The organism is Pseudomonas sp. PF05, assembly GCF_056521845.1.
The window spans coordinates 18,202-43,781 of record NZ_JBWLPW010000021.1 but is presented as its reverse complement, the minus strand read 5'-3'; the positions used below and the strand labels follow the sequence as shown (position 1 = coordinate 43,781).

The 25,580-nt window shown below is 60.5% G+C and carries 23 protein-coding genes; 15 read left to right on the top strand and 8 right to left on the bottom strand.

Annotation, left to right across the window (positions count from 1 at the left end):
- Window positions 1-9: 9 nt before the first annotated feature.
- The 3 genes from purL to AC09SL_RS25935 all read left to right on the top strand — a co-directional run bounded on the left by purL (window position 10) and on the right by AC09SL_RS25935 (window position 5,820).
- Complete coding sequence (gene purL, locus AC09SL_RS25945) at window positions 10-3,906, top strand: phosphoribosylformylglycinamidine synthase (RefSeq protein WP_058544094.1); 3,897 nt, start codon at window positions 10-12, stop codon at window positions 3,904-3,906.
- A 4-nt stretch (window positions 3,907-3,910) separates the two neighbouring features.
- Window positions 3,911-4,222 (top strand): YqfO family protein, encoded by a 312-nt coding sequence (locus tag AC09SL_RS25940; RefSeq protein WP_058544093.1) that lies wholly within the window; start codon window positions 3,911-3,913, stop codon window positions 4,220-4,222.
- A 1,238-nt stretch (window positions 4,223-5,460) separates the two neighbouring features.
- The gene (locus tag AC09SL_RS25935; RefSeq protein WP_058546718.1) at window positions 5,461-5,820 is read left to right on the top strand and encodes a DUF6124 family protein; all 360 of its coding nucleotides are present in this window, start codon (window positions 5,461-5,463) and stop codon (window positions 5,818-5,820) included.
- A gap of 201 nt (window positions 5,821-6,021) precedes the next feature.
- Here the strand turns inward: AC09SL_RS25935 and AC09SL_RS25930 are convergent, their stop codons facing one another.
- Window positions 6,022-6,528 carry a L,D-transpeptidase family protein gene (locus AC09SL_RS25930; protein WP_058546719.1) on the bottom strand — a complete coding sequence of 169 codons (507 nt, stop codon included), beginning with the start codon at window positions 6,526-6,528 and terminating at the stop codon, window positions 6,022-6,024.
- Window positions 6,529-6,569: 41 nt separating this feature from the next.
- Complete coding sequence (locus AC09SL_RS25925) at window positions 6,570-7,121, bottom strand: NUDIX hydrolase (protein WP_058546720.1); 552 nt, start codon at window positions 7,119-7,121, stop codon at window positions 6,570-6,572.
- Between the two features lie 145 nt (window positions 7,122-7,266).
- Between AC09SL_RS25925 and AC09SL_RS25920 the strand changes: the two genes are divergently transcribed.
- From AC09SL_RS25920 to AC09SL_RS25910, 3 genes are read left to right on the top strand one after another with little or no spacing between them, the layout of a single operon-like run.
- On the top strand, window positions 7,267-7,866 hold the full coding sequence (locus tag AC09SL_RS25920) for a CoA pyrophosphatase (protein WP_058546721.1): 600 nt from the start codon (window positions 7,267-7,269) through the stop codon (window positions 7,864-7,866).
- A gap of 16 nt (window positions 7,867-7,882) precedes the next feature.
- Window positions 7,883-8,407, top strand: coding sequence for a gamma carbonic anhydrase family protein (locus AC09SL_RS25915; RefSeq protein WP_058546722.1), 525 nt, complete (start codon window positions 7,883-7,885; stop codon window positions 8,405-8,407).
- Complete coding sequence (locus AC09SL_RS25910) at window positions 8,404-8,613, top strand: DUF1289 domain-containing protein (RefSeq protein ID WP_058546723.1); 210 nt, start codon at window positions 8,404-8,406, stop codon at window positions 8,611-8,613. The genes AC09SL_RS25915 and AC09SL_RS25910 overlap by 4 nt, the downstream gene beginning before the upstream one ends.
- Window positions 8,614-8,793: 180 nt before the next feature.
- On the opposite strand, the gene AC09SL_RS25905 is transcribed toward AC09SL_RS25910, so the two are convergent.
- Both AC09SL_RS25905 and AC09SL_RS25900 read right to left on the bottom strand, forming a co-directional pair.
- Window positions 8,794-9,432, bottom strand: a complete 639-nt coding sequence (locus AC09SL_RS25905) for a Pr6Pr family membrane protein (protein ID WP_058546724.1) — start codon at window positions 9,430-9,432, stop codon at window positions 8,794-8,796.
- Window positions 9,433-9,435: 3 nt separating this feature from the next.
- Window positions 9,436-9,666, bottom strand: a complete 231-nt coding sequence (locus tag AC09SL_RS25900; protein ID WP_003205228.1) for a VF530 family protein — start codon at window positions 9,664-9,666, stop codon at window positions 9,436-9,438.
- 510 nt (window positions 9,667-10,176) lie between these two features.
- On the opposite strand from AC09SL_RS25900, the gene AC09SL_RS25895 reads away from it, so the two are divergent.
- Complete coding sequence (locus AC09SL_RS25895; RefSeq protein WP_058546725.1) at window positions 10,177-12,591, top strand: glucose/quinate/shikimate family membrane-bound PQQ-dependent dehydrogenase; 2,415 nt, start codon at window positions 10,177-10,179, stop codon at window positions 12,589-12,591.
- A gap of 207 nt (window positions 12,592-12,798) precedes the next feature.
- Here AC09SL_RS25895 and purT read toward each other — a convergent pair whose 3' ends face one another.
- The 4 genes from purT to AC09SL_RS25875 form a co-directional block, all read right to left on the bottom strand.
- Window positions 12,799-13,980 (bottom strand): formate-dependent phosphoribosylglycinamide formyltransferase, encoded by a 1,182-nt coding sequence (purT, locus tag AC09SL_RS25890; protein WP_063324546.1) that lies wholly within the window; start codon window positions 13,978-13,980, stop codon window positions 12,799-12,801.
- A 91-nt stretch (window positions 13,981-14,071) separates the two neighbouring features.
- A complete protein-coding gene (locus tag AC09SL_RS25885; protein WP_058545606.1) occupies window positions 14,072-14,539 on the bottom strand; it encodes a preQ0 transporter in 468 nt (155 codons plus the stop codon).
- 210 nt (window positions 14,540-14,749) lie between these two features.
- Complete coding sequence (locus tag AC09SL_RS25880) at window positions 14,750-15,535, bottom strand: siderophore-interacting protein (RefSeq protein WP_058545605.1); 786 nt, start codon at window positions 15,533-15,535, stop codon at window positions 14,750-14,752.
- Window positions 15,532-16,092: a PadR family transcriptional regulator gene (locus AC09SL_RS25875; RefSeq protein ID WP_058545604.1), complete on the bottom strand. Its 561-nt coding sequence runs from the start codon at window positions 16,090-16,092 to the stop codon at window positions 15,532-15,534. Before AC09SL_RS25875 ends, AC09SL_RS25880 begins: the two co-directional genes overlap by 4 nt.
- A gap of 415 nt (window positions 16,093-16,507) precedes the next feature.
- On the opposite strand from AC09SL_RS25875, the gene AC09SL_RS25870 reads away from it, so the two are divergent.
- The 8 genes from AC09SL_RS25870 (at window position 16,508) to AC09SL_RS25835 (ending at window position 25,561) form a co-directional block, all read left to right on the top strand.
- Window positions 16,508-16,993, top strand: coding sequence for a CS1 type fimbrial major subunit (locus tag AC09SL_RS25870; RefSeq protein WP_058545603.1), 486 nt, complete (start codon window positions 16,508-16,510; stop codon window positions 16,991-16,993).
- A 126-nt stretch (window positions 16,994-17,119) separates the two neighbouring features.
- Window positions 17,120-19,654, top strand: coding sequence for a CS1-pili formation C-terminal domain-containing protein (locus AC09SL_RS25865; protein WP_058545602.1), 2,535 nt, complete (start codon window positions 17,120-17,122; stop codon window positions 19,652-19,654).
- Window positions 19,655-19,803: 149 nt separating this feature from the next.
- Window positions 19,804-21,060 (top strand): hypothetical protein, encoded by a 1,257-nt coding sequence (locus AC09SL_RS25860; RefSeq protein WP_058545601.1) that lies wholly within the window; start codon window positions 19,804-19,806, stop codon window positions 21,058-21,060.
- A 46-nt stretch (window positions 21,061-21,106) separates the two neighbouring features.
- The gene (locus AC09SL_RS25855; protein WP_058545608.1) at window positions 21,107-22,354 is read left to right on the top strand and encodes a hypothetical protein; all 1,248 of its coding nucleotides are present in this window, start codon (window positions 21,107-21,109) and stop codon (window positions 22,352-22,354) included.
- Between the two features lie 46 nt (window positions 22,355-22,400).
- Complete coding sequence (locus AC09SL_RS25850; protein ID WP_058545600.1) at window positions 22,401-23,648, top strand: hypothetical protein; 1,248 nt, start codon at window positions 22,401-22,403, stop codon at window positions 23,646-23,648.
- Between the two features lie 59 nt (window positions 23,649-23,707).
- A complete protein-coding gene (locus tag AC09SL_RS25845; RefSeq protein ID WP_058545599.1) occupies window positions 23,708-24,451 on the top strand; it encodes a hypothetical protein in 744 nt (247 codons plus the stop codon).
- Between the two features lie 44 nt (window positions 24,452-24,495).
- Complete coding sequence (locus tag AC09SL_RS25840) at window positions 24,496-24,978, top strand: CS1 type fimbrial major subunit (protein WP_058545607.1); 483 nt, start codon at window positions 24,496-24,498, stop codon at window positions 24,976-24,978.
- Between the two features lie 94 nt (window positions 24,979-25,072).
- Window positions 25,073-25,561: a CS1 type fimbrial major subunit gene (locus AC09SL_RS25835; RefSeq protein WP_058545598.1), complete on the top strand. Its 489-nt coding sequence runs from the start codon at window positions 25,073-25,075 to the stop codon at window positions 25,559-25,561.
- Window positions 25,562-25,580: the final 19 nt, after the last annotated feature.

The window sequence follows — 25,580 nt, the reverse complement described above, 5'->3', positions numbered from 1 at the left end:
GTCCCGAAGATGTTGATCCTGCGCGGCGCTCCTGCCCTTTCTGCCTTTCGCCACAGCAAACTCCTTGAGCAACTGAGCCAAAAGGTTCCGGCTGTCAGTGGCTTGTATGCTGAATTCGCTCACTTCGCCGAAGTCACCGGCGGTTTGACCGGCGACGAACAGCAGGTGCTCGCGCGCCTTCTGAAGTACGGTCCCAGTGTTCCTGTCCAGGAGCCGGCCGGTCGCCTGTTCCTGGTACTGCCGCGTTTCGGCACCATTTCGCCGTGGTCGAGCAAGGCCAGCGACATTGCCCGCAACTGTGGCCTGGCGAAAATCCAGCGCCTGGAGCGCGGTATTGCCTTTTATGTCGCCGGTGAGTTCAGCGAGGCCGAGGCCCAACTGATCGCTGACGGCCTGCATGACCGCATGACCCAGGTCGTGCTGGGCAACCTGGAGCAGGCCGCCGGCCTCTTCAGCCATGCCGAACCCAAGCCACTGACCGCCATCGACGTACTGGGCGGCGGCCGTGCCGCGCTGGAACAAGCCAACACCGAACTGGGCCTGGCCCTGGCCGAAGACGAGATCGACTACCTGGTCAACGCCTTCCAGGGCTTGAAGCGCAACCCCCACGACATCGAATTGATGATGTTCGCCCAGGCCAACTCCGAGCACTGCCGCCACAAGATCTTCAACGCCAGTTGGGACATTGATGGCCAGAGCCAGGAAAAAAGCCTGTTCGGCATGATCAAGAACACCTACCAGATGCACAACGAAGGTGTGTTGTCGGCCTACAAGGACAACGCGGCGGTGATCGTCGGCAACGTTGCCGGGCGTTTCTACCCGAACCCTGAGACCCGCCAGTACGGTGCGGTCCAGGAACCGGTGCACATCCTCATGAAGGTCGAGACCCACAACCACCCGACCGCGATTGCACCGTTCCCGGGCGCCTCCACCGGTTCCGGTGGCGAGATCCGCGACGAAGGCGCCACCGGCCGCGGTGCCAAGCCCAAGGCCGGCCTGACCGGCTTCACCGTGTCGAACCTGCAGATCCCGGGCTTCGAACAGCCGTGGGAAAAGCCTTACGGCAAGCCTGAGCGCATCGTCAACGCCCTGGACATCATGATCGAAGGTCCCCTGGGGGGCGCGGCGTTCAACAACGAATTCGGCCGTCCGGCCCTGACCGGCTACTTCCGTACCTTCGAACAGTCCATCACCACCCCGCGTGGTGAAGAAGTCCGTGGTTACCACAAGCCGATCATGCTCGCGGGCGGTATGGGCAACATCCGCGCCGAACACGTGCAGAAAGGCGAGATCCTGGTCGGCTCCAAGCTGATCGTCCTCGGTGGCCCGGCCATGCTGATCGGCCTGGGCGGCGGTGCCGCTTCCTCCATGGCCACCGGCACCAGCTCGGCGGACCTGGACTTTGCTTCGGTCCAGCGGGAAAACCCGGAAATGGAACGCCGTTGCCAGGAAGTCATCGACCGTTGCTGGCAGTTGGGTGAACACAACCCCATCAGCTTCATCCACGACGTCGGCGCGGGCGGCCTGTCCAACGCCTTCCCGGAACTGGTCAACGACGGTGGCCGCGGTGGCCGCTTCGAACTGCGCAACATTCCGAACGACGAGCCGGGCATGGCCCCGCACGAAATCTGGAGCAACGAATCCCAGGAGCGTTACGTCCTGGCGGTCGGACCGGCGGACTTCGAGCGCTTCAAGGCCATTTGCGAGCGCGAGCGTTGCCCGTTCGCCGTGGTGGGTGAAGCCACCGCCGAGCCGCAACTGACCGTCACCGACAGCCACTTCGGCAACAGCCCGGTGGACATGCCGCTGGAAGTGCTGCTGGGCAAGGCCCCGCGCATGCACCGCTCGGCCGTTCGCGAAGCGGAGCTGGGCGACGATTTCGATCCGTCGACCCTCGACCTCGCCGAGTCCATCGAGCGCGTGCTGCATCACCCGGCCGTGGCGAGCAAGAGCTTTCTGATCACCATCGGCGACCGCACCATCACCGGCCTTGTGGCCCGTGACCAGATGGTCGGCCCGTGGCAAGTGCCGGTGGCTGACGTGGCCGTGACCGCCACCAGCTTCGACGTCTACACCGGTGAAGCCATGGCGATGGGCGAGCGCACGCCGCTGGCACTGCTGGACGCCCCGGCGTCGGGCCGCATGGCGATCGGCGAGACCCTGACCAACATCGCGGCCTCGCGCATTGGCAAGATTTCCGACATCAAGCTGTCGGCCAACTGGATGTCCGCCGCCGGTCACCCGGGCGAAGACGCCCGTTTGTACGACACCGTCAAGGCTGTCGGCATGGAGTTGTGCCCTGAGCTGGGTATCACCATTCCGGTGGGCAAGGACTCCATGTCCATGGCCACGCGCTGGAACGACGAAGGCGTGGACAAGAGCGTGACCTCGCCACTGTCGCTGATCGTGACAGGCTTCGCCCCGGTCACCGACATCCGCCAGACCCTGACCCCGCAACTGCGCATGGACAAGGGCACCACCGACTTGATCCTGATCGACCTGGGCCGTGGCCAGAACCGCATGGGCGCCTCGATCCTGGCCCAGGTGCACGGCAAGCTCGGCTCGCAAGCACCAGACGTCGACGATGCCGAAGACCTGAAAGCGTTCTTCGCCGTCATCCAAGGCCTCAACGCCGACGGTCACCTGCTGGCCTACCACGACCGTTCCGACGGCGGTTTGCTGACCACCGTGATGGAAATGGCCTTCGCCGGCCACTGCGGCCTGAGCCTGACCCTCGACAGCGTTGCCGAGTCCAAGGCTGAAATCCCGGCCATCCTGTTCAACGAAGAGTTGGGTGCGGTGATCCAGGTTCGCCAGGACGCTACCCCGGATATCCTCGCCCAGTTCAGCGCCGCCGGCCTGGCTGACTGCGTCTCGGTGATCGGCCAGCCGATCAACAACGCCCACATCAACATCACCTTCAACGGCGACACCGTCTTCGAAGGCCAGCGCAGCCTGTTGCAGCGCCAGTGGGCGGAAACCAGCTACCAGATCCAGCGCCTGCGCGACAACGCCGACTGCGCCGAGCAGGAATTCGACGCGCTGCTGGAAGAAGACAACCCGGGCCTGAGCGCCAAGCTCAGCTACGACGTCAACCACGATGTCGCCGCGCCCTACATCAAGAAAGGCATTCGCCCACAAGTGGCGGTGCTGCGCGAGCAGGGCGTCAACGGCCAGGTGGAAATGGCGGCGGCGTTTGATCGCGCCGGTTTCAACGCGATCGACGTGCACATGAGCGATATTCTCGCCGGCCGTGTCGACCTGAACGACTTCAAGGGCATGGTCGCTTGTGGCGGTTTCTCCTACGGCGACGTACTCGGGGCCGGTGAAGGCTGGGCCAAGTCGGCGCTGTTCAACAGCCGTGCTCGCGATGCGTTCCAGGGTTTCTTCGAACGCACCGACAGCTTCACCCTCGGCGTGTGCAACGGTTGCCAGATGATGTCCAACCTGCACGAACTGATCCCGGGCAGCGAGTTCTGGCCGCACTTCGTGCGTAACCGTTCCGAGCAGTTCGAAGCGCGCGTGGCAATGGTCCAGGTCCAGGAGTCGAACTCGATCTTCCTGCAGGGCATGGCCGGTTCGCGCATGCCGATCGCCATCGCCCACGGCGAAGGCCATGCCGAATTCGAAAGCGAAGAAGCCTTGCTCGAAGCCGACTTGTCCGGTTGTGTGTCGCTGCGTTTCGTCGACAACCATGGCAAGGTCACCGAAACCTACCCGGCCAACCCGAACGGCTCGCCGCGCGGGATCACCGGCCTGACCAGCCGCGACGGTCGCGTCACGATCATGATGCCGCACCCGGAGCGTGTATTCCGCGCGGTGCAGAACTCGTGGCGTTCGGACGACTGGAACGAAGACGCGCCTTGGATGCGCATGTTCCGCAACGCGCGCGTCTGGGTGAACTAAGGCGGTGTACAAGCTCTGCTTCTTCGTTCCGGCCAGCCATCTGGACGTGGTCAAAAGCGCCGTATTCGCTGCCGGTGGCGGGCGAATCGGTGACTATGACCATTGCGCCTGGCAGGTGTTGGGCCTGGGCCAGTTTCGCCCTTTGGACGGCAGCCAGCCGTTCATTGGCGAGGCGGGGCAGGTCGAGCAGGTCGAGGAATGGAAGGTTGAGCTTGTTGTGGCCGATGAGTTGATGCGTGCGGTGGTGGTGGCTTTGAAACGCAGCCATCCCTATGAGACGCCGGCTTATGAGGTGTGGCGGTTGGAGGATTTTTGATCTTCCTGCGCTTGAATCGCTTAAATGAAAAACCCGCTGAGTGGATTGGCGGGTTTTTTATTGGGGGCGAGTTTTGGGTGTATATCCGTTTTTTGCGTAACGGCGGCTTATGGTTCCGCCCTTACGGCGGGTCACTTTTGAGAAGCCCGGAAGCCGGCCCAGTCAAAAGTAACCATACCCACTCCACAATGCCAGCGTTCGGCCAGCGTGGTTAACGGGGCGCCGAGATCAACGTCCACCGCGAGGCGGCCTAACAGCCGACCTGGCTCTCCTGGTCGTACACCCATCAGATCTGTGGGAGCAAAGCTTGCTCGCGATGGCAGTATTGCTGTCGACGAGGATATTGAATGTGCTGGCCTCTTCGCGGGCAAGCCCGCTCCCACAGTGGTTCTGTGTTGGACATGAATTTTGTGTTCACTGGAGATTGAGTGTGGGAGCAAAGCTTGCTCGCGATGGCGGTATTGCTGTCGACGAGGATATTGAATGTGCTGGCCTCTTCGCGGGCAAGCCCGCTCCCACAGTGGTTCTGTGTTGGACATGAATTTTGTGTTCACTGGAGATTGAGCGTGGGAGCAAAGCTTGCTCGCGATGGCGGTATTGCTGTCGACGAGGATATTGAATGTGCCGGCCTCATCGCGAGCAAGCTTTGCTCCCACGGGGAAACGCGGTTCCACCAAGAACCAGGTCGGCTGTTAGGCCGCCTCAATGCCGGAGTGAGGGCACACCGAGCCTAGGCGAGGTGCCGAGTGGTGGGGCATGAGCGTTTTGCTTACTTTTGACTGGGCCGGCTTCCGGGCTTCTCAAAAGTGAGCCGCCGTCAGGGCGGAACCCTAAGTCGCCGTTACCGCAGCAATGGATATGTACCCAATTCAATCAAAAAAAGCCTATCTGGAATTTTGTCTGAAACATCCATGATCAAGTGGACGGTCTGTCAGACGCACCGAAATTTCCGACATGTTTTTAAGGTTGTGCCTCGGAAGCGAGGGCTCTAGCCTTTGGATGTCGCTGCCAATTCAGCGACCGGATTTGACCGTCCGAGAAATCTAGACGCGCCAGAGTTTCCAAGACCTAGTTCAGGCGTTTTTCTTTCGTCTGAGGTATCGTGTCGCGGCAGCTGTGCGTGGGACGTCTTCGGACGTGCCGGTTTTGCCTTGATTCCCGGTCGGTCAACCCGCGTACAGCTGCCCTTTTTTGTTTGACCGCGAAGAATGGTGGCTCCATTGAATCAGGAGCTCTAAATGATCAAAGAAACCCCCAACCCGCCAAAACCCGCCTCCACCTTCCCCTACGGCGACTACGCCCCCGACATGCTGAAAGAAGCCGCCGACCGCGCGATGGACCATTACCTCAAACCCGACGGCAGCGAACCAGACCCCCAACCCTCGGTGCAGTTGTTCAGCGTATCGGACAACGTTGACACCGAAACCTTACTAGCCAACCTCAGCGAAACCCTGGCCTCGGCCAATGCGGTGCTTAGCGACCTCCTGTTTGACTTGGACGGTTCGCGGCGGCATGTGGCGTTGGGCGTGGCGCAGATGATCGAGCTGGGAACGTTGTTGGCAAACAAGGCCTTGGACCGGGTAGAGCTTCGGACTTGATGCCACGTAACCTGTGGTGAGGGAGCAATCTCGCGCGGGGCTCTGTAGGAGCTGGCGAAGCCTGCGATCTTTTGATCTTTCGCTTGAGACTCAAGTGCCTGGGGCAAGATCGCAGCCTCGTTGCACTCGACAGCTCCTACAGGCGCAGCCCAGCGGGGACTCCCTCGCCACAAGAAGCTCCTGCCGCAGGAGGGGGAGGCGCTACGGCCGGATTTCGATCATCGTGCCATCCGGCACCAGGTTCCAGACTTCACGCATGTCCACATTGCGCATGGCGATGCAGCCGTCGGTCCAATCCAGCGTATGGAACAGCTGCTCAGGGTTCTCCTGCGAGTCCGGCGTGCCGTGGATCATGATCATGCCCCCCGGCTCAACGCCTTCGCGGCGGGCGCGGGCGGCATCGCTGATGTTGGGGTAGGAAATGTGCATCGACAGGTAGAACCGGTCGCTGGTCTTGCGCCAGTCGATCCAGTAGAAACCTTCGGGGGTGCGCTTGTCGCCCTCGATCAGCTTGGGGCCTTTTCTGGCACCCCTGCCCAGGGAGATGCGATAGGTCTTGAGCGGCTTGCCGTCGTTGACCAATTGCAATTGATGGGCGGACTTGAGCACCAGCACTTTTTCGATGACCTTGCCGTTGTAGGTTCCCACCGCAGAGGCCTGGGACACAGCAGTGAACGACAAGCAGAACAGGACAAGCAACCAGCGCATTGAAACGATATCCCTAGAGGTGTCGCAGCTATATTGGATTTTCAAGTATTGGCTGGCTGGGCCAGCGGTGGGATCGACTCGGATCGCACGGGGTAATCTTCGGCCCGGCGGTCCGCGTAGAAATATTCCAGGGTGCGGCCCACCGTGCGGAAAGCCAGTTCGTCCCAGGGAATGTCCGCTTCTTCGAACAATTTCACCTCCAGGCTCTCGGGCCCGGCGGCAAAATCCTCATCCACCAGTTCGGCGCGAAAGAATACATGTACCTGGCTGATATGCGGTACGTCAATCAGCGTATAGATGCTCAAATTTCGCACCCGGGCGCAGGCTTCTTCGGCGGTTTCGCGCTCGGCGGCCTGTTCAATGGTTTCGCCGTTTTCCATGAAGCCTGCCGGCAGCGTCCAGTAACCGCGCCGCGGCTCGATGGCGCGCCGGCACAACAGGACTTTGCTGCCCCAGGTCGGTACGCAACCGGCCACGATGTTGGGGTTCTGATAATGGATGGTGTGGCAGGTGTCGCAAACGAAGCGCAGGCGCGAGTCGCCTTCGGGTATGCGCTGGGTCACCGGGTTACCGCACTGGCTGCAGAATTTCATGCTTGGGTTCCTGAATGCTGTGCCTATCTTGGCGGCGCGGGCCGGTGTCGGCAAGTTGTCGTTTCGCGACACGACGTGGTGCGGGGGTTGGGCCGCTTGAACGATTGGTGCATGATGCAAGGTAGCGAATAAATCGAGAAGTCTCATGCTGGACGAGCTACTGCATCGAGTAAGCAACCACACCCCGCACGATCTGCAGGCCGACCGACGTTTCCCTGAAGCCGCGGTGCTGGTGCCGATTACCCGCAGCGATGAACCGGAGCTGGTACTGACGCTGCGCGCCAGCGGGCTCTCGACCCATGGCGGCGAGGTGGCGTTCCCCGGCGGGCGTCGTGACCCGGAAGACCCGGACCTGATTTTCACCGCGCTGCGCGAAGCCGAGGAAGAAATCGGCCTGCCGCCCGGCCTGGTGGAAGTGATCGGCCCTCTCAGCCCGTTGATCTCGCTGCATGGCATCAAGGTCACGCCTTACGTCGGGGTAATTCCGGATTTTGTCGAATACCAGGCCAACGACGCCGAGATCGCCGCGGTGTTCAGCGTGCCGCTGGAGTTTTTCCGCAAGGATCCGCGTGAACACACGCACCGGATCGATTACCAGGGCCGCAGTTGGTACGTGCCCAGCTATCGGTTTGGCGAATTCAAGATATGGGGCCTGACGGCGATCATGGTCGTGGAGTTGGTCAACCTGCTGTACGACGCCGAAATCGACCTGCATAAACCGCCCAAGAGTTTCATCAATACCTGACGCCCCGAGGACTCTCATGAAATATCGTTTGGGCGATGCCCGTGTCGAAACCCACCCACAGAGCTGGGTCGCGCCCAACGCCACGCTGGTGGGCAAGGTCCGCCTCGAAGAAGGCGCCAATGTCTGGTTCAACGCCGTACTGCGTGGCGACAACGAACTGATCCTGATCGGCAAGAACAGCAATGTGCAGGACGGCACCGTGATGCACACCGACATGGGCTATCCGCTGACCATCGGCACCGGTGTGACCATCGGCCACAACGCCATGCTCCATGGCTGTACGGTGGGCGACTACAGCCTCATCGGCATCAACGCGGTGATCCTCAACGGCGCGAAGATTGGCAAGAATTGCATCATCGGCGCCAACTCGTTGATTGGCGAAGGCAAGGAAATTCCCGACGGTTCCCTGGTAATGGGTTCGCCTGGCAAAGTGGTGCGGGAGTTGACCGAGGCCCAGAAGAAAATGCTCGAAGCCAGCGCGGCCCACTACGTCCACAATTCACAGCGCTACGCCCGCGACCTGGCCGAGCAAGAGCAATGAACGCCCCCGAACGCCCGGTGCCGTCACCCTGCGTGAACATCTGTGCGCTGGACGATGACGACGTCTGCACCGGCTGCCAGCGCACCGTGGCGGAGATCACCCGTTGGAGCCGGATGGACAACGACGAGCGGCGCAGTGTGTTGGCGCTTTGTCATGAACGGGCCAAGGCCAGTGGGGTGGTGTGGATGTTGCCGGCAAGGGGCTGATGCACACCTGTGAACACAAAATCCCTATGGGACACAATCTGTGGAACACCTATCTGTGGGGGCAAAGCTTGCTCGCGATGCAGGCGCCCTGGCCTTCAGGTAAACCGCGTGATCGTTCATCGCGGGCAAGCCTTGCTCCCACAGGTTTGGCTTACACCGCTACGTGCTCTGCGCAGGCCTCTATTTCAACGATGCCCACCGATCCAACCCCACCACTCCCAACGCAATCGCGATAAACCCCAGCAATATCCCCCCGGCATTGATGAGCACTTGTGGATAACCCAGGTTCGCCACATCAATAAAAGGGTAGGGGTAGGCCGCCAGTAAATCCCCGCGCAGCAGCACATAGGCGAAATAGACCAGGGGGTAAATCATCCATAGCCCGATGTGGCCCAGGCGCAAGATGCCTTTGGGCACGTACAGCCACCAATAGGCGATGTACAGCAGCGGCATCACGTCGTGCAGCAATTCATCGGCCACGAACTGCCAGCCTTCGGGTTGCCAGAGATGGCGCAGCAGCAGGTTGTAGGCCAGGCCGACCAGGGCAATGCTCACGGCGATGCCGCTGCGCACGCTGGGCAGCAGGAACCAGTGCCGGGCCGCCGATCCGCGAGGGGTCAGTTCCCACGTCAGCACCACGGCCACCAGGGTGTTGGTCAACACCGTGAAGAAACTGAAGAAGTTCACCAATCCGCCCAGCAGGCTCGCGTCCAGTTCCCAGCGGCCCAACAGGATCAGGTACAACTGGACGCTCAAGCCCACCCAGCCCAGCAGTGCCGTCACCGACACGAAGCGCTGACGACCCTTATCGATCCCCATGTCTCAGACAGGCCGCTTGGTGCGCATCAACTTGATGTACAGGCGCTCGACTTTCTCCCGCGCCCAGGGCGTCTTGCGCAGGAAGGTCAGGCTCGACTTGATGCTCGGGTCGCTCTTGAAGCAACGGATATCGATGCGCTCGGCCAGGCCTGACCATTCGTAATGCTGCACGAGGGCGTTGAGGATCTGCTCCAGCGTCACACCGTGCAGCGGGTTGTTGTTGGGTTCGGTCATGGGAGGCCTTCGCACGAAAAAGATGTAAAGCCGCGCACCTTAGCCGAGGTGCCCTTGCGGTGGAAGCATAGCCTTCATCCTGGCCGTCAGCGCCAGGCGCACTGTTACCGAATCCGAGATGATTCATGTCAACAAAAGCCCTTTCTCTATTGAGAACAGGACATTATCCTTGCGCCACCTGCTGAAACGCTTCTTCTGTTGTTGCGAATGTTGTGCCGAAGCCTCTGCGTCCAGCTTGATCCTGCAGAAAGATCAAAGAATGCCCGTCTTCGAATTCTGAAAGACAGCGCTGTCTCAGTGAATTCCTGTGGGAGCGAGCTTGCTCGCGATAACGATTGCACATTCAACATTGAAGCCGCCTGACACGCCGCTTTCGCGAGCAAGCCCGCTCCCACAATGGTGCGCGGCAACCGAATTTGCCTTTTTTCAACTGAACCATGCCCCGTCAGGATCGTCATCTACAGTGACTACTTGCGCGGGACTCTTTAAAACGTCACGGAGAATCACACTATGAGCACTGAGGGTGCTTTGAGTCGAAGCCGTCTGCTACCGAGTTTGCTCGGCATTCTGCTTCTATTGATGGGGCTGGCCCTGTTGGCCGGTGGAGTCAAGCTGAGCATGCTTGGCGGCTCGCTGTATTACCTGCTGGCCGGTATCGGCCTGGCGTTGACCGGCGTATTGCTGATCATGGCTCGTCGCGCGGCCCTGGGCCTGTACGCGCTGGTGCTGTTCACCAGCACCGTGTGGGCGTTGTGGGAAGTGGGCCTGGACTGGTGGCAACTGGTGCCGCGCCTGGCGATGCTGTTTGCCCTGGGCATCGTCATGTTGCTGCCATGGTTCCGCCGCCCGCTGTTGACCGTCGATGCCCCGGCCACGGGAACTCGCGCATTGGGCGCCGCCGTGGTCATCGCCGGTATCGCCGCGCTCGCCAGCCAGTTCACCAACCCGGGTGAAATCAAGGGCCAACTGGACCGCGACAGTGTGCCGGGCATGACCAACACCGCACCGGCCATGCCCGACGGCGACTGGAACTCCTACGGCCGCAGTGCCCATGGCGACCGCTATTCGCCGCTGGCACAGATCACCCCCGAGAACGTCAGCAAACTGGTGCCGGCCTGGACCTATCGCACCGGCGACCTGCCAGGGCCGAACGACCCGGGTGAAACCACGGCCGAGAACACCCCGCTCAAGGTCAACGGCATGCTCTACGTGTGCACGCCTCACAGCCAGGTGATTGCTCTGGAGCCTGAAACCGGCAAGGAAATCTGGCGTTTCGATCCGAAGCTTTCCACGCAAAAAGCGGAAAACTTCAAGGGTTGGGCCCACATGACCTGTCGTGGCGTGACCTATCACGATGACGCGGTGTACGCCTCCGCCGAGCAAAGCCCCACTGGCACTGCCAGCACCACGCCGGCCAGCACCGTCTGCCCACGGCGGATCTTCCTGCCGACCGCCGATACCCGTCTGATCGCCCTCAACGCCGACACCGGCAAGATGTGCGAAGACTTCGGCGACAAGGGCCAGGTCGACCTGACCGCCAACATCGGCGGCTTCACGGCCGGCGGTTACTACTCCACGTCGCCACCGGCGGTCACCCAGAACCTGGTGGTGATCGGCGGCCACGTCACCGATAACGTCTCCACCGACGAGCCAAGCGGCGTCATCCGTGCCTACGACGTGCACACCGGCAAGCTGGTGTGGAACTGGGACAGCGGCAATCCGGACGACACCACGCCGATTGCCGAAGGCCAGACCTACACGCGTAATTCGCCGAACATGTGGTCCATGTTCAGTGTCGATGAAAAACTCGGCATGCTCTACCTGCCGATGGGCAACCAGACCCCCGACCAGTTCGGTGGCATGCGCACCCCGGAATCGGAAAAATACGCCGCCGGCCTGACTGCGCTGGATATCGCCACCGGCAAGGTGCGCTGGTACTTCCAGTTCACTCACCATGACCTGTGGGACATGGACGTCGGTGGTCAACCGACCCTGATGGACCTCAAGACCGCCGATGGCGTGAAACCGGCCGTCCTGGCGTCGACCAAGCAAGGCAGCATCTACGTGCTGGACCGCAGCAATGGCCAGCCGATCGTGCCGATCAAGGAGATCCCGGTGCCCCAGGGCGCGGTGGAAGGCGACCACACCTCGCCGACCCAACCGATGTCCGACCTGAACTTCGTGCCGCCGGTCCTCAAGGAAAGCGACATGTGGGGCGTGACCCCGTTCGACCAGATGCTCTGCCGGATCGACTTCAAGTCGCTGCGTTATGACGGCATGTTCACGCCGCCGTCGTTGCAAGGCTCGATCGTCTACCCGGGTAACTTCGGCGTGTTCGACTGGGGCGGCATTTCGGTGGACCCGGTGCGCCAGATCGCCTTCGTCAACCCGAGCTACATGGCGTTCAAGTCGAAACTGGTGCCCGCGGCCGAAGTGGCCGGTGGCCCAGGGCGCAAGAGCGAAACCGAAGGCGTACAGCCGAACAAAGGCGCGCCGTATGGCGTGATCCTCGAAGCGCTGCTTTCGCCGATGGGCCTGCCTTGCCAGGCGCCTGCGTGGGGTTATGTGGCGGCCGTGGACCTGACCAACAACAAAACCCTGTGGAAGCACAAGAACGGCACCGTGCGTGACAGCTCGCCGGTACCGATCCCGCTGAGCATGGGCGTTCCGAGCCTGGGCGGCACGTTCACCACCGCCAGCGGCCTGGCGTTCCTGAGCGGCACCCTCGACCAGTACCTGCGTGCCTATGACGTGAAAAACGGCAAGCAACTGTGGGAAGGCCGCCTGCCCGCCGGCGCCCAGACCACGCCGATGACCTACACCGGCAAGGACGGCAAGCAATATGTGCTGGTCGTTGCCGGTGGTCATGGCTCCCTGGGCACCAAGCAGGGCGATTATGTGATCGCCTACAAACTGCCGGATTAAGCCCGACCTGCGCCCATGAAAAAGGCGACACCCTTGCGGGTGTCGCCTTTTTCTTTAGCCCTGGACTTTTTTGAGCTGTCGAGCGAAGCGAGGCTGCGATCTTTTGATCTTTCGCTTGAGATTCAAGCGTCTTTGGAAAGATCGCAGCCTCGTTGCACTCGACAGCTCCTACAGGGCGCAACCCAGCGGGAGCAAGCTACTCAGGTTTTACAACTCGATCTTGACCGCCTGGGAAGCCCGGGTCGCCTTGGCGCGGGCGGCTTCGATGGATTCGTCGCGGGCCAGGGCCACGCCCAGGCGGCGCTGGCCGTTGACTTCCGGTTTGCCGAACAGGCGCAGGGCGGTGTCCGGTTCGCTCAGGGCCGCGCCCAGGTTGGCGAAAGCAGTCTGGGTCGACTGACCTTCCACCAGGATCACCGCCGAGGCCGAAGGGCCGAACTGACGGATCAGCGGGATCGGCAGGCCGAGAATGGCGCGAGCATGCAGGGCGAACTGCGACAGGTCCTGGGAGATCAGCGTTACCAGGCCGGTGTCGTGTGGGCGCGGCGAGACTTCGCTGAACCACACCTGGTCACCCTTGATGAACAGCTCGACGCCAAACAGGCCGCGGCCGCCCAGGGCCTCGGTCACTGCCTTGGCCACGCGCTCGGATTCGGCCAGGGCCACCGGGCTCATGGCTTGTGGCTGCCAGGATTCCTGGTAGTCGCCCTTTTCCTGACGGTGGCCGACCGGCGCGCAGAAGGTGGTGCCGCCGACGTGACGCACGGTGAGCAGGGTGATTTCGTAGTCGAAATCGATGAACCCTTCGATGATCACCCGACCCTTGCCGGCACGGCCGCCTTCCTGGGCGTAGTCCCAGGCTTTTTGCACGTCATCGGCACTGCGCAGCAGGCTCTGGCCCTTGCCCGAGGAACTCATCACCGGCTTGACCACGCAGGGGAAACCCAGGGTTTCCACGGCCTTGCGGTAGTCTTCCACGGTGTCGGCGAAGAAGTATGGCGATGTGGGCAGGCCCAGCTCTTCGGCGGCCAGGCGACGAATGCCTTCACGGTTCATGGTCAACTGCGCGGCGCGGGCGGTGGGGATCACGGTGAAGCCTTCGGCCTCCAGTTCCACCAGGGTGGCGGTGGCGATGGCTTCGATTTCCGGCACGATGAAGTGCGGCTTCTCGGCCTCGATCACCGCACGCAGGGCAGCGCCGTCGAGCATGTTGATCACATGGCTGCGGTGGGCCACTTGCATGGCCGGCGCGTTGGCGTAGCGATCCACGGCGATCACCTCGACGCCCAGGCGCTGCAGTTCGATTACCACTTCCTTGCCCAGCTCACCGCTGCCACACAACAAAACGCGGGTCGCGGTGGGCGACAATGGGGTTCCGATACGGGTCATCTGAAGGTCCTCAAACAGGAGCGGATCATCGCGGGTTGCGCGCCGGGCGAGCTTCCCATGGGAGAAAGCGCGGCATTTTACATGAACAGCGTCAGCCCGTGACGGGCTGTTTGCGTAGACGCCAGGCCATGATCAGCCAGACGGCCGTGACCCCGGCGAATTTCGAGAGCAGGGCGGTGATCACCACGGCGGGCGTCAGGGCGTCGATCAGGCCGAAGAAGATGAACGTGTCCAGGGGAATGCTCAAGGCCGAACTGATCCACAACCGGTCATGCAGTGGGCGCCGGGTGACGGTGAACACCAGCCAGTCGATGCACTCGGACACGGCAAACGCCGTGGCGCTGGCCAGGGCGATGGTCGGGTCGGAGGTGACATAGGACAACACCAGCGCCACCAGCATCGCCACGATGGCGCCGTGGCCGAAGCGGGTCTGCACCATGTCCCGCAGGATGAACACCAGCCCGCCCCAGGCCGACCAGATGATGTCCAGGTGCGGTGCGGCGGAAAACGCGAAGTTGATCAGCACGACGCTGCTGATGTAAGCGAGCAGGAAAAGCATGGGGCGTGGTACCTGGTGATGACGGATAAGGTATTAGAGGACAGCGATAATCCCTGTGGCGAGGAAGCTTACACCCGCTGGGCTCTGTAGGAGCTGGCGAAGGCTCGGGCCGCGTTCGGAGGATCTTTTGATCCTGAGCTTTTGCTTGCGACTCAACTGTCTGGGACAAGATCGCAGCCTCGTTGCGCTCGACAGCTCAGCCCCAGCACCTCAATCTTCGTCGCTGGCATCCGCTTTCCAATACCCTACCGCCTTCACGAAATCCTGGTGCAGGCCTTTCTCCTCCAGCAACACCTTGCGAATCTGCCGCGACACCTTGCTTTCGGTGGCGACCCAGGCATACAGCTTGCCGCGGGGCATTTCCAGCTGTTGCACGGTGCGCAGCAGGTTGTCCTGGCGGCCTTCGCGCAGCACCCAGATCACGTGCACCTGCGCCGGGCTTTGGAGCACTTGCTGCTCGGCGCCGTTTTCCACTTCCACCACCACCAGGGCACGTCGGTTGGGCGTCAGGCCTTCAAGGCGGCGGGCGATGGCGGGCAGGGCGGTTTCGTCGCCGATCAGCAAGTAACTGTCGAAGATGTCCGGCACGATCATCGAGCCCCGTGGCCCGGCGATGTGCAGGTACTGCCCGGGCGTTGCCTGGGCCGCCCAGGTCGCGGCAGGGCCGTCGCCGTGGAGCACGAAATCGATGTCCAGCTCCAGGGTGTCCAGGTCGTAGCGGCGCGGGGTGTAGTCGCGCATCTCGGGCATCGGGCCCTGTGCCTTGCCGGCACCGGGGTTGAAGTTTTCAAGGGCCGCGTGTTCCTCGGCGTTCTGCGGGAACAGCAGCTTCACGTGATCGTCGGTGCCCAGGCTGACGAACCCGGCCAGTTCCGGCCCGCCGACGGTGATACGGCGCATGCGTGGGGTCAGGTCCTGCACCCGCAACACTTGCAGGCGACGGCGTTTGATCTCGTGGGTGACGCGGTGAATGGTGTTTGGATCGACTTCGGTCATTGGCTTGACTCCGAGGCTGGGGGACGGTCGGGGCCGTCGATGATGGCTTTGGCGGTGTCGTTGAGCAGGTCGCGCACCCGCCGGATTTCTTCCGGGCTCCAGCGGCCAGGGTGCTTTTGCAGCGCATGGCGCAGGTTATACACCGCTTCATGGATTTCCGGGGGCCGATCGTGGCCGCGCAATGTGCGCTTGCTGATCTCAATGCGCGTGCGCACCTCATTCAGTGCTTCGGCCTGGTCCTCAAGTGATAGACGTCCGGCATCGGTCACGCTGTAGCATTTTTTTCCGTCTTCGACGCCACAGGTGACCATTGCGCTCATTTCCAGGAAGGACAGGGTCGGGTAGATCACCCCGGGGCTGGGGCTGTAGGCGCCGTCGAACATGCCCTCGATCCGGCGGATCAGGTCATAGCCGTGGCAGGGCTGTTCGGCAATCAGTGCCAACAACAGCAACTTCAGGTCACCGGCGGCGAAGACGCGTGGGGTTCGCCCGCCGCGTGTACGAGTGGCTGGGCGTTCGAAGTCATCGTAATGGATGGGGGGTATCGGGCCTGTCATCTATCTGCTCTCCGTTCTGCATAAGATAGAGCCGAGATATATCTTTGTGCTGAGATATATCTTTTCTTGCAGATCTATCTTTTTAAGATATATCTTTATTCTCGGTGGCTAAGTTTTCGCAATGAAACCTTACCTGAAGCCCTATATAGACGGGGCGCCTGGGCCGGGCGTCGATCTGTTTAATTGCTAAATAATTTCAATGTGGGCTGTTTCTTACAGCTGAACTTCTGTTTTTCAAAAAGTTGAGTCTTTTTCTTAGTTTCGTATGCTGGATTTACTACACGTCTATGGGAAAGTGCCTGCTTATTTTTAATTAAAGAGAGCCGATCATGCTCGGCGTTGAGGGACACGCCGGTTGTTAGTGACTTGCTGCCTCAATCTTTCTCTCTTTATTGCTACGAACAGGTGTAAAAACATGCTCAAACAATTCGTAACCGCTGCTTCCCTGACTGCAGCTGCCCTGGGTACTTCGCAGGTATTCGCGCTCGATGATGCGCGCTCCGCTATCCACATCACCGCGAACATCCCGACCCAGCAGTTCCACGTGCAGCCACGTGACCCGAACTTCGGTAAGGATGAAGTCATGAGCTACAACACGGTCAGCGGCACCTTGACTTCGTTGCGCCAGACCTTCGACGTGAAGAACACCGAGGGTTCGGTCCACGCCTACATCGAGGGTGGCCCGGCGGCGCTGTACAACGGCCGTGACTCCATTGCCCTGACCACTGCGTTCAATGGCATCACACTGACCGCCACGCCTCAGGAAGTGGTGGACGACGCAGCGTCGACTCCAGGTACCCAAGCCGACATGAGCATCGTCGCGGCCCGTCCTCTGGATACCCAGAATGGCCTGTACACCGCCGACATGACCGTGATCTTCGACGCCGTGCCGCGCCCGTGATCCGGTTCGATGCCCGGTGAGCTTCAGCTCATTGCACGGGCATCGCCGCAGGCCGTCCGGCGCTCCCCAGCCGGGCGGCCCGCACCTGAAACGCCCTGATCGCTCGCAGATTATGAGAATCCGTTGATGTTTCCGATGACACCCATCGCGGGTGCGCTCGCGCTATTGTTGTGCGCGAACGCATTGGCCGCGCCGACTGCCCCCGGTACCACACCGAGAAGCCTGCTGTCCCAGGCCAAGGGACTGCCGGCGGAGTTTGAATCGCACTTCTTCGATGTGCCTCTGGCGGTTCGTATTGAACTCAATCAACAGTACCTCGGTGAAGCCATGGTGGTCTTGTCGCGGGATGATCGTATAACCCTGCTCGAGTTCACCGACACGCAGGACAGCCCGATGACAACTGTCGAGCGCGAGCAATGGGAGCAGCATCTCAAACAGGGACAAGTGCTGGGCGCCTGTGAAGGTAGCTGTCCGTCAGGGCTGCTGGCCGTGCACTACAGTCTCGAAAATTCATTGGTATCGATCCTGACCCGGGATGTGGAACGATCGACCGAAACCAAGCGTTATTACGATCAACCGGAAGTTGGCAGCTTCGGCCTGATTTTCAACAACCAATTGAATCTCAACGGTGGCCAGGAACAGGACACGGGTGGCCGTTATGGGCTCAACGCCATTTCCAGCGTGGGCAACTGGAGCCAGTCGCTGGACCTTCAGCTTTCGCGTCTTGGCGGGCCGGACGACAAGCTCTACCACGCTGTCCATGAGCTCTACACCCAGCGGGAAATGGAAGGGACTTTTTTTCGCCTGGGTTATTTCACGCCCAGCTCCGATGGCTTGAACCGCCAGATCCGTTCGTTCGGTGCCAATCCGGACACCGCGCTCGGGGTGATGTACGGCAGTTCCGACAGCCTGGCGATCGACAATCCCAAACCCAGCGTCTACCCCATTTATGTCACCGCGAGCCGCCAGGCTTCGGTGGAGATTTATCGCAACGGCCTGCTGATCAACACCCAGGCAGTCAGCGCCGGTTTGCAGAGCCTGGATACCCGACCCTTGCCGGGGGGGATCTATGAAGTGGAAGTCCGGCTGGTCGAGGACGGACAAACCACCGCCACCAGCCAGGAGCTGGTCTACAAGCCCAACAATTGGAACAGTCCCGAAGACCGCTGGCGCTACAACGTGTTCGCCGGACGCGAAACCCGGCTGTGGAGCAATTGGGAAGACCAGCCTTCGGGTTTCACGACGGCGGGGCTCGGCCTCAACTACCTGCTGCATCCGCGGGTGATCCTGGGCGGCTCAGCACGCCAGGTGCAGGACAAGCTGCAAGTCGGCACTTCAGTGGACTGGACGCTGGGGACCAACACCAGCCTGTACGCCAACGTCTATCAGACCCAGCAATACGGCACCGGCATGGACCTGCAAGGCCTGTACAGCTACGGCCATGGCAGCGTGGTGGCCAGTCACAACCGCAGTTGGCTGGACACCCGCAACACCTATGAAACCCTGTCGGACGGCACCCGTGTTCGCCGGCGCAACGTATTCATTGGCCACACCAGCAACTCCTCGCTGTCGGTCAATCATCGCTTGAGCAACAAGGCCTCCATCAACGCCCGGCTGGCCTACAGCGAAGGCAATGTCCAGGGCACCGGCCTGGACCTGGGCTGGACCCAGCGCGGCAAGGTGCGTGGCAGCGATGCCAACTGGCGGTTGTCGGTATTCGACCGCCCCGGCACTTCCAGTACCGCCGAGCGGCGCAATCGCGGTATTGACCTGACCCTCAACGTCGCCCTGGGTGGGCCCGGCGAGTACTGGTCGGGCAGCATCGGCACCCGCACCTCGCGGGACGGTGATCGGGACCACAATGGCTCGCTGACCTATCGCCGGACCCTGGAAGATCATGTGCTGCAAAGCGTCTCCGCCACGGCGCTGGCCGACACCTATGGCGTGGGCCTGTCGGGTCTTGCCAGTTTCCAGACCGATTCACTGTATGGCGACGGTTTCGTCCAGCGTTCTTCCTACAACGACAACCTCACCGGCGGCCTGAACTTGAGCAGCACCGTGGCCGTGGGCGGCCAGAAAGCCGCCTTTACCGGCCAGCCCCATGGGCGCGGCGCGGGCATGATCGTCGATGTAGAGACCGACCTGGACATGGTCGCCCTGCGTGCCGACGACTTGACCGGCGGCAGCACCCTGTTGCATCCGGGCCGTAACTTCGTGCCGATCACCGCCTATAAAAACAGCATGGTGACGTTCGACTTCGACGGTGTGCACCCGCCGGCGGCGAACATCGAGCCTTCGCGCAGCCGTTATCACTTGAACAAGGGCGGGGTGGACTATCGCAAGGTGCGTGTGATGAGAACCGTGACCGTGCTCGGTCGCCTGCTCGATGAGCAGGGGCAACCGCTCAGGGGGCATCACGTAATCAACCACGCCAGTCGCGGTGTCAGCGAGGCGGACGGGTTCTTCTCCATGGAAATGAACGCCGGCTCACCGACCCTGGAAGTGCGCTATGGCAGCGAGTTGTATTGCCGGTTCCGCCTCGACCCGGACAACGCCGACCGCGAAGGCGACGTGTTGTTGATCGGTGATTTGAGCTGCACGCCGGACACCCTGGCCGATACGACGATTGTCGAGGCTGGTAGTGCGAAACAACGCTCGTGACGCCGTGGGAGCAAAGCTTGCTCGCGATGAACGATAACGCAATTCGCCTGAAGAGCGGGGCGCCTGCATCGCGGGCAAGCCTTGCTCCCACAGGTGGATTTCTCACCATCTATTTGCAGTGATCTGTCTTGATGCATGAGGTTGTATAAATGAAACCCTTATCGGTTGCAGTGCGCAGCGTGGTCTCGGTGTTGTTGTTTGCGTGCGTGCCTGCGGCCAATGCCTTGACGCAGGATATCAATGCTGTATTCAGGCCTACCCCTTCGAGTCCCATGAACAACAAGTTCATCAATATCACACCCGTCTGGGGATATTGTCGAGACGACCCAGGGCAGTGTGCCAATTTGGGTGTTTACAGTCATTTGGCGCGCATCAAATTTACGTCATCCCGGCCTATTCAGCCGAATCACTCAGATGTCCGACAAGGCGCTATGTTCTCGCTACCCGTTGATTGGCGTACGGTACAGATTGTCGACTCGGCCACGGGTAAAAGCGAAGAGGTTTCGATACGAATCGCCGGTGTGGGAGGGGTGTATCTGCTTAACGTACACCCCGCCGAATTGGTGGGGGAAGATGTAGACCTCTTCTCAGCGCATCGAATGCTCTGGGGTAGTCATTGGGGCCGTCCTCCTCAACCGTGTAGAAACGGTGGGGTGCCCGGAGGCAATTATTACGGAAACACGGGTTTCGGTTTTTTTTGGCACACGCCGCAACAGGACTTTACCTGTGCCAAAGGTGCGAGATACCTGATACCTGAGCTTCGCTATCAGTATCTTACTTACACCTATGAGCTGCGCACCCCCGACCCTTTGAAGATGTTGTCCGGCCGGTATACAGGATCATTGACCTATTCGGTTGGGCCGCGGCAAGACTTTGATCTGGGCGATGTCATGCTTCCTGATGACTCGACACTTACGCTCAATTTCAATTTTGAGGTCGACCACGCCTTCCGGGTAGAGGTCCCTCCCGGTGGAAACCGTGTCGAACTAGTCCCCCAGGAAGGCTGGCAGTCATGGCTTACGACCGGTAGTAAACCGACGCGATTGTTCCGTGACCAGACATTCCATATTTCGGCCTCTTCCTATTTCAAGATGAGGCTTGAATGCCAGTACATCAGCGGTAATACCTGTGCGATTGCAGAGGCCGGCTCGGGTCATGCTGTGCCCGTGGATGTCAGCGTGAGCTTGCCCGAGGGACTGACGGACGCCACCGGGCAGCCGGTCAGCCGCCGTCGATTGTTACTCGATGGCAGCGGCACCGAATTGTTCAAGCCAAGTTTTTTTGTCAATCGACAACAGGGGATCTTGCACTTTGAGGTGGACGGTAGAGGGGTTGGAGAAATGCTCGACAGCGGCGCCAAGGCCTACACCGGCAATGTCACGGTGATCTGGGATTCGGAAGTTTGAATGGTTTTGGTCCGCTCGGACTTATTTGATGTACGAGGTTGTATTGATGAAACACTTGACGGCGGCAATGTGCAGAGTGGCTTCGGTGTTATTGCTTACCTGCGCATCTGAGGCCAATGCCTTCACTCGGGAAATTACCGCAGTATTCAGGCCCGACTCCTCGAAACCCAACGAGAATACCTTTCTCAATACCACGCCTGTTAGCGGTTACTGCGCACAATATCCGTCGGAATGCAGGGCAACAAAGATGTTCAGCATTCGGTTGCCCTTTATTTTCAGTTCGACCAGTCCTATTCAAGCCAATCATGGGGATGCTCGACAGGGTGCGATGTTTAAACTCCCTACCACTTGGCGCACGACACAGGTGACCCATTCAGTGACGGGTGAAACTGAAGTCGTTGAAGTGCGCTGGTCCGGTATAGGTTCGACATACCGACTCTCTGGTGACGCCATCGACTTGGTCGGTGGGGGCGTGTCGCTCTTGATCGCCCATCAACGGTTATGGCGCGGCCTTAGTTGGGTATATGCCCCCTCGCCTTGTAGATACAGCGGTATAGGGGCGTATACCAATACCGAATACATCTTCTTCTGGAAAACCCCGGTAGAGGGCGTGTGTGCAAAAGGGGCCAATTATTTGATCCCTGGCTTTTCTTACCGCTATCTGGACTTTGCCTACGAACTGCGCACCCCCAACCCACTGAAAATGTCGTCCGGCCAATACACCGGGTCGCTGACTTATAGCGTCGGGCCGGGGCAGGACATTGACATGGGTGACGTCATGCTTCCCAACGATTCGGCACTCACCCTCGACTTCAAACTCGACGTCGAGCACGCACTCAGGGTCGAAGTCCCCCCCGGTGGCAACCGGGTAGAGCTGGTGCCCCAGGAGGGCTGGCAGTCCTGGTTGAACAGTGGCCGCAAACCGACGCGGTTGTTTCGTGACCAGCGCTTCCATATCTCCGCTTCCTCACGTTTCAAGATGGCGCTCGAATGCCAAACCATCAGCGGCAATACCTGCGCGATCTCCGAAGCCGGCACCGGTCATGCCGTTCCGGTGGACGTCAGCGTCAGCCTGCCCGATGGCTTGACCGACGCCGCCGGGCAACCGGTCAACCGTCGCCGGGTATGGCGTGACGGCAGCGGTACCGAACTGTTCCAGCCGGGTCTTTATGTCGATCGCCGGTCGGGAACCCTGCACTTTGAAGTGGCCCGCAGCAACGTCGAAGAGATGCTCGACAGCGGCGCCAAGGGTTATGCCGGCAATGTCACGGTGATCTGGGATTCGGAAGTTTAAAAAGGAGTGACTTGGGCAGTCTGAGTCGATCAAGGGAGAGGTAAAGATGAAGCGGTTACCAGTGGCAGTGCAAGGCATGGTATCGGTGGTGGTGTTGACCTGTGCATCGACGGCCAATGCCGTGAGCAATGATATCAACGCTATCTTCAGGCCCGATCCCTCGAGGCCCAACGAAAATACCTTTCGCAACACCACCCCGGTCTCGGGTTTTTGCGCAATGTATCCGGCGGTATGCGAGGCGGAAAAAATGTCCAGCATCCAACTGCCCATTACCTTTGAGTCGACCGGCCCCATCCAGGCCGATCATGGGGATGTCCGGCAGGGGGCAATGTTCGATGTGCCCACCACTTGGCGTCCGGCACAGGTGACCCATACCGGTACGGGTGAAAATGAAATCGTTCACGTCCGCATATCCGGCATAGGTTCTGGCTACCAACTTCCTGTCAGCGTAATCGACCTGGTGGGCGGAGAGGTAAATCTAGCGACCGCCCATAGCAAGTTATGGGGCGGCTCCAGCTGGATGCATGCGCCGTCGCCTTGTCGATCCACTACTTTTGGGACCATGAACGAGCGTATCTATAATTTTTTCTGGAAGACGCCGACCGAGGGGGTGTGTGCCAAACAGTCCAGGTTCCTGATCCCCAGCATGTCTTACCGGCCCATGGAATTTGCCTACGAACTGCGTACACCCAACCCATTGAGGATGTCGTCTGGCCGATACACAGGTTCAGTGAGCTATGGGGTTGGACCGGGGCAGGACTTCGATATGGGCGACGTCATGCTTCCCAGTGACTCGGTAATCACCCTCAATCTGAAACTCGATGTCGAGCACACCCTAAAGGTCGAAGTGCCCCCCGGCGGCAACCGCGTCGAACTGGTGCCCCCGGAAGGCTGGCAAGCGTGGCTGAACAGCGGGTCAAAACCGACGCGGCTGTTTCGTGACCAACGCTTCCATATCTCGGCCTCGACACGTTTCAAGATGGCGCTCGAATGCCAGACCGTCAGCGGCAATACCTGCGCGATTGCCGAAACCGGTAGCGGTCATGCCGTACCGGTGGACGTCAGCGTGACCCTGCCCAACGGGCTGGCCGACGCCGCTGGGCAACCGATCAATCGCCGCCGCTTATTGCGTGATGGCAGCGGCACCGAGCTGTTCCAGCCGGGTTTTTACGTCGATCGCCGGCCGGGCACCCTGCACTTTGAAGTGGCCCGCGCCAGCGTCGAAGAAATGTTGGGCAGCGGCGCCAAGGCCTATGCCGGCAACGTCACGGTGATCTGGGATTCGGAAGTCTGAGGGCCCTCGAGGCCCGCCATATTCAGTATTTACGTTTAATGCATGAGGTTAAAGAAGCGATGAAACATCTATGGGCATGGATTGGGTTCTATCTGTTTTGCGGCATGGCCCAGGCCGGACCGCAAATCGGTGTCGGGGTGGTCTACGACTACCTGGACGGCGACAAAAGCACCTACATGAAACGGGTGTTCAACGGCGGTACCTCCACGGCATTCGTCAAGGTCAACATCCTGGAAATTGTCTACAACGAGGACGGCACCTATCAGGAAGTGCCGCTGCAGAACCAGGCCAGTGCCATGGCCAAGGACGGCCTGATGGCCAGCCCGGCGCGGCTGATCGTGCCGGCCAACGGCATGCAGGGCACGCGCTTGCTGTTCATGGGCAACCGCGACAAGGAGCGTTACTTCCGGGTGCGTTTCGTGCCGGTGGTGCCCGAAGCTGAGGACGAGTTTGCCATCAGTGCGCAGGAGCGCGAAGAGTACAAGAAGGAACGCGTGGCGGCGGGGCTCAAGGTTCTTGCGGGCTACGGCACGGTGTTTTTCGTGCGACCCAAGGCCACCCGTTTCGAGACGGTGATCGATGACAGCGCCGCACGTTACCTGATGCGTAACAACGGCAACAGCGTGGTGATCATCGATGAGTTCAAGGACTGTGCAGCGAAGGCGGAACACGACTGCCGGCCAACCACCAAGCACCACGTCATGGCCGGTCGCACATTTTCCTTCGACAAGGAGCAGGGGCGTGAGTATCGCTTCACGCTGATCGAGGGCGGCCAGAGCAAAGCCGTCGAGATCAAGGGTTGACGGTTGCCGTCGCCGAACCGTCGTTGAAGCCACAGGTAATCAAAATGTCCAAGACACTGCTAAGCCCCCTCGCATTGACCGCTCTGATGTTGCCCTGGAGCCCGGCCTGGGGCGCGGTTGAACGGGAAACCTTCGAACTCTACGTGACTATCCCCACGCTCGATTTCTATGTGCTGCCCCTCGACCCGCAGTTGGTGCAGCGTGAACAACGCTTGCCCTTCAGCAGCTTCACCAACGACCTGCGCCCGTTGCGGGCGACCTACGAGGTGAAGAACAGCAATGGTGCCATCGGCGCGCGCCTGGCTGAAGAGGCGTACTTGTCCAACGGTCGTGATCGTATCGACTTGCGGGTGAGGTTCAACAACGTCGAGTTGACCCTCGATTCGAACCACGTGGTGTCAGCCATCGAGGCCCGGCCCGGACGCCAGGTGCCGCTGGAAATCGCCGCGATCAAGCCCGCTGGCGACTACAAGCCCGGCGATTACTACGGCACGGTGCACATGGTGTTCGATGCCATTGCGCCGTGAGCAGCAAAGGTGTGGGTTGGACCCCAGCGGTAGCAAGCGCCCTCGCCACTAGGTGGATTCCACTTCGTTTTATTAATCTGAAAAGGTATCAAGCATGTTTAGAAAAGTGATGTTCATGACGATCCTTGCGGCCCTGAGCCCTTCACTGGTGCTGGCGGCTGATGATGCTCGCACTGCCATCCATATCACCGCGAACGTTCCCAACAAGCAGTTCCATGTGCAGCCGCGTAATCCGGACTTCGGCAAGGATGAGGTTATGCACTTCGACCCAGTGAACAGCCAACTGAGCCCGCTGCGCCAGACTTTCGATGTGAAGCACACCGATGGCTCGGTCCACGCCTCCCTCGAGGGTGATCGGGTGTCGTTGACCAACGGCAGAGACGCCATTCCCCTGCTTGTCAGGTTCAACAATATCCGCCTGACCGGTGTGCCCCAGGAAGTGGTGGATGACGCAACGTCCACGCCTGGCACCCAGGCGGACTTGCACATCATGGCCTCGGACAAGGTCTACGATGGTCAGCACGGCCTGTACACCGCCGACTTGACCGTGATCTTCGACGCGGTGCCTCGCGTAAACCCTTGACCCACACCGCGTCGCTGAC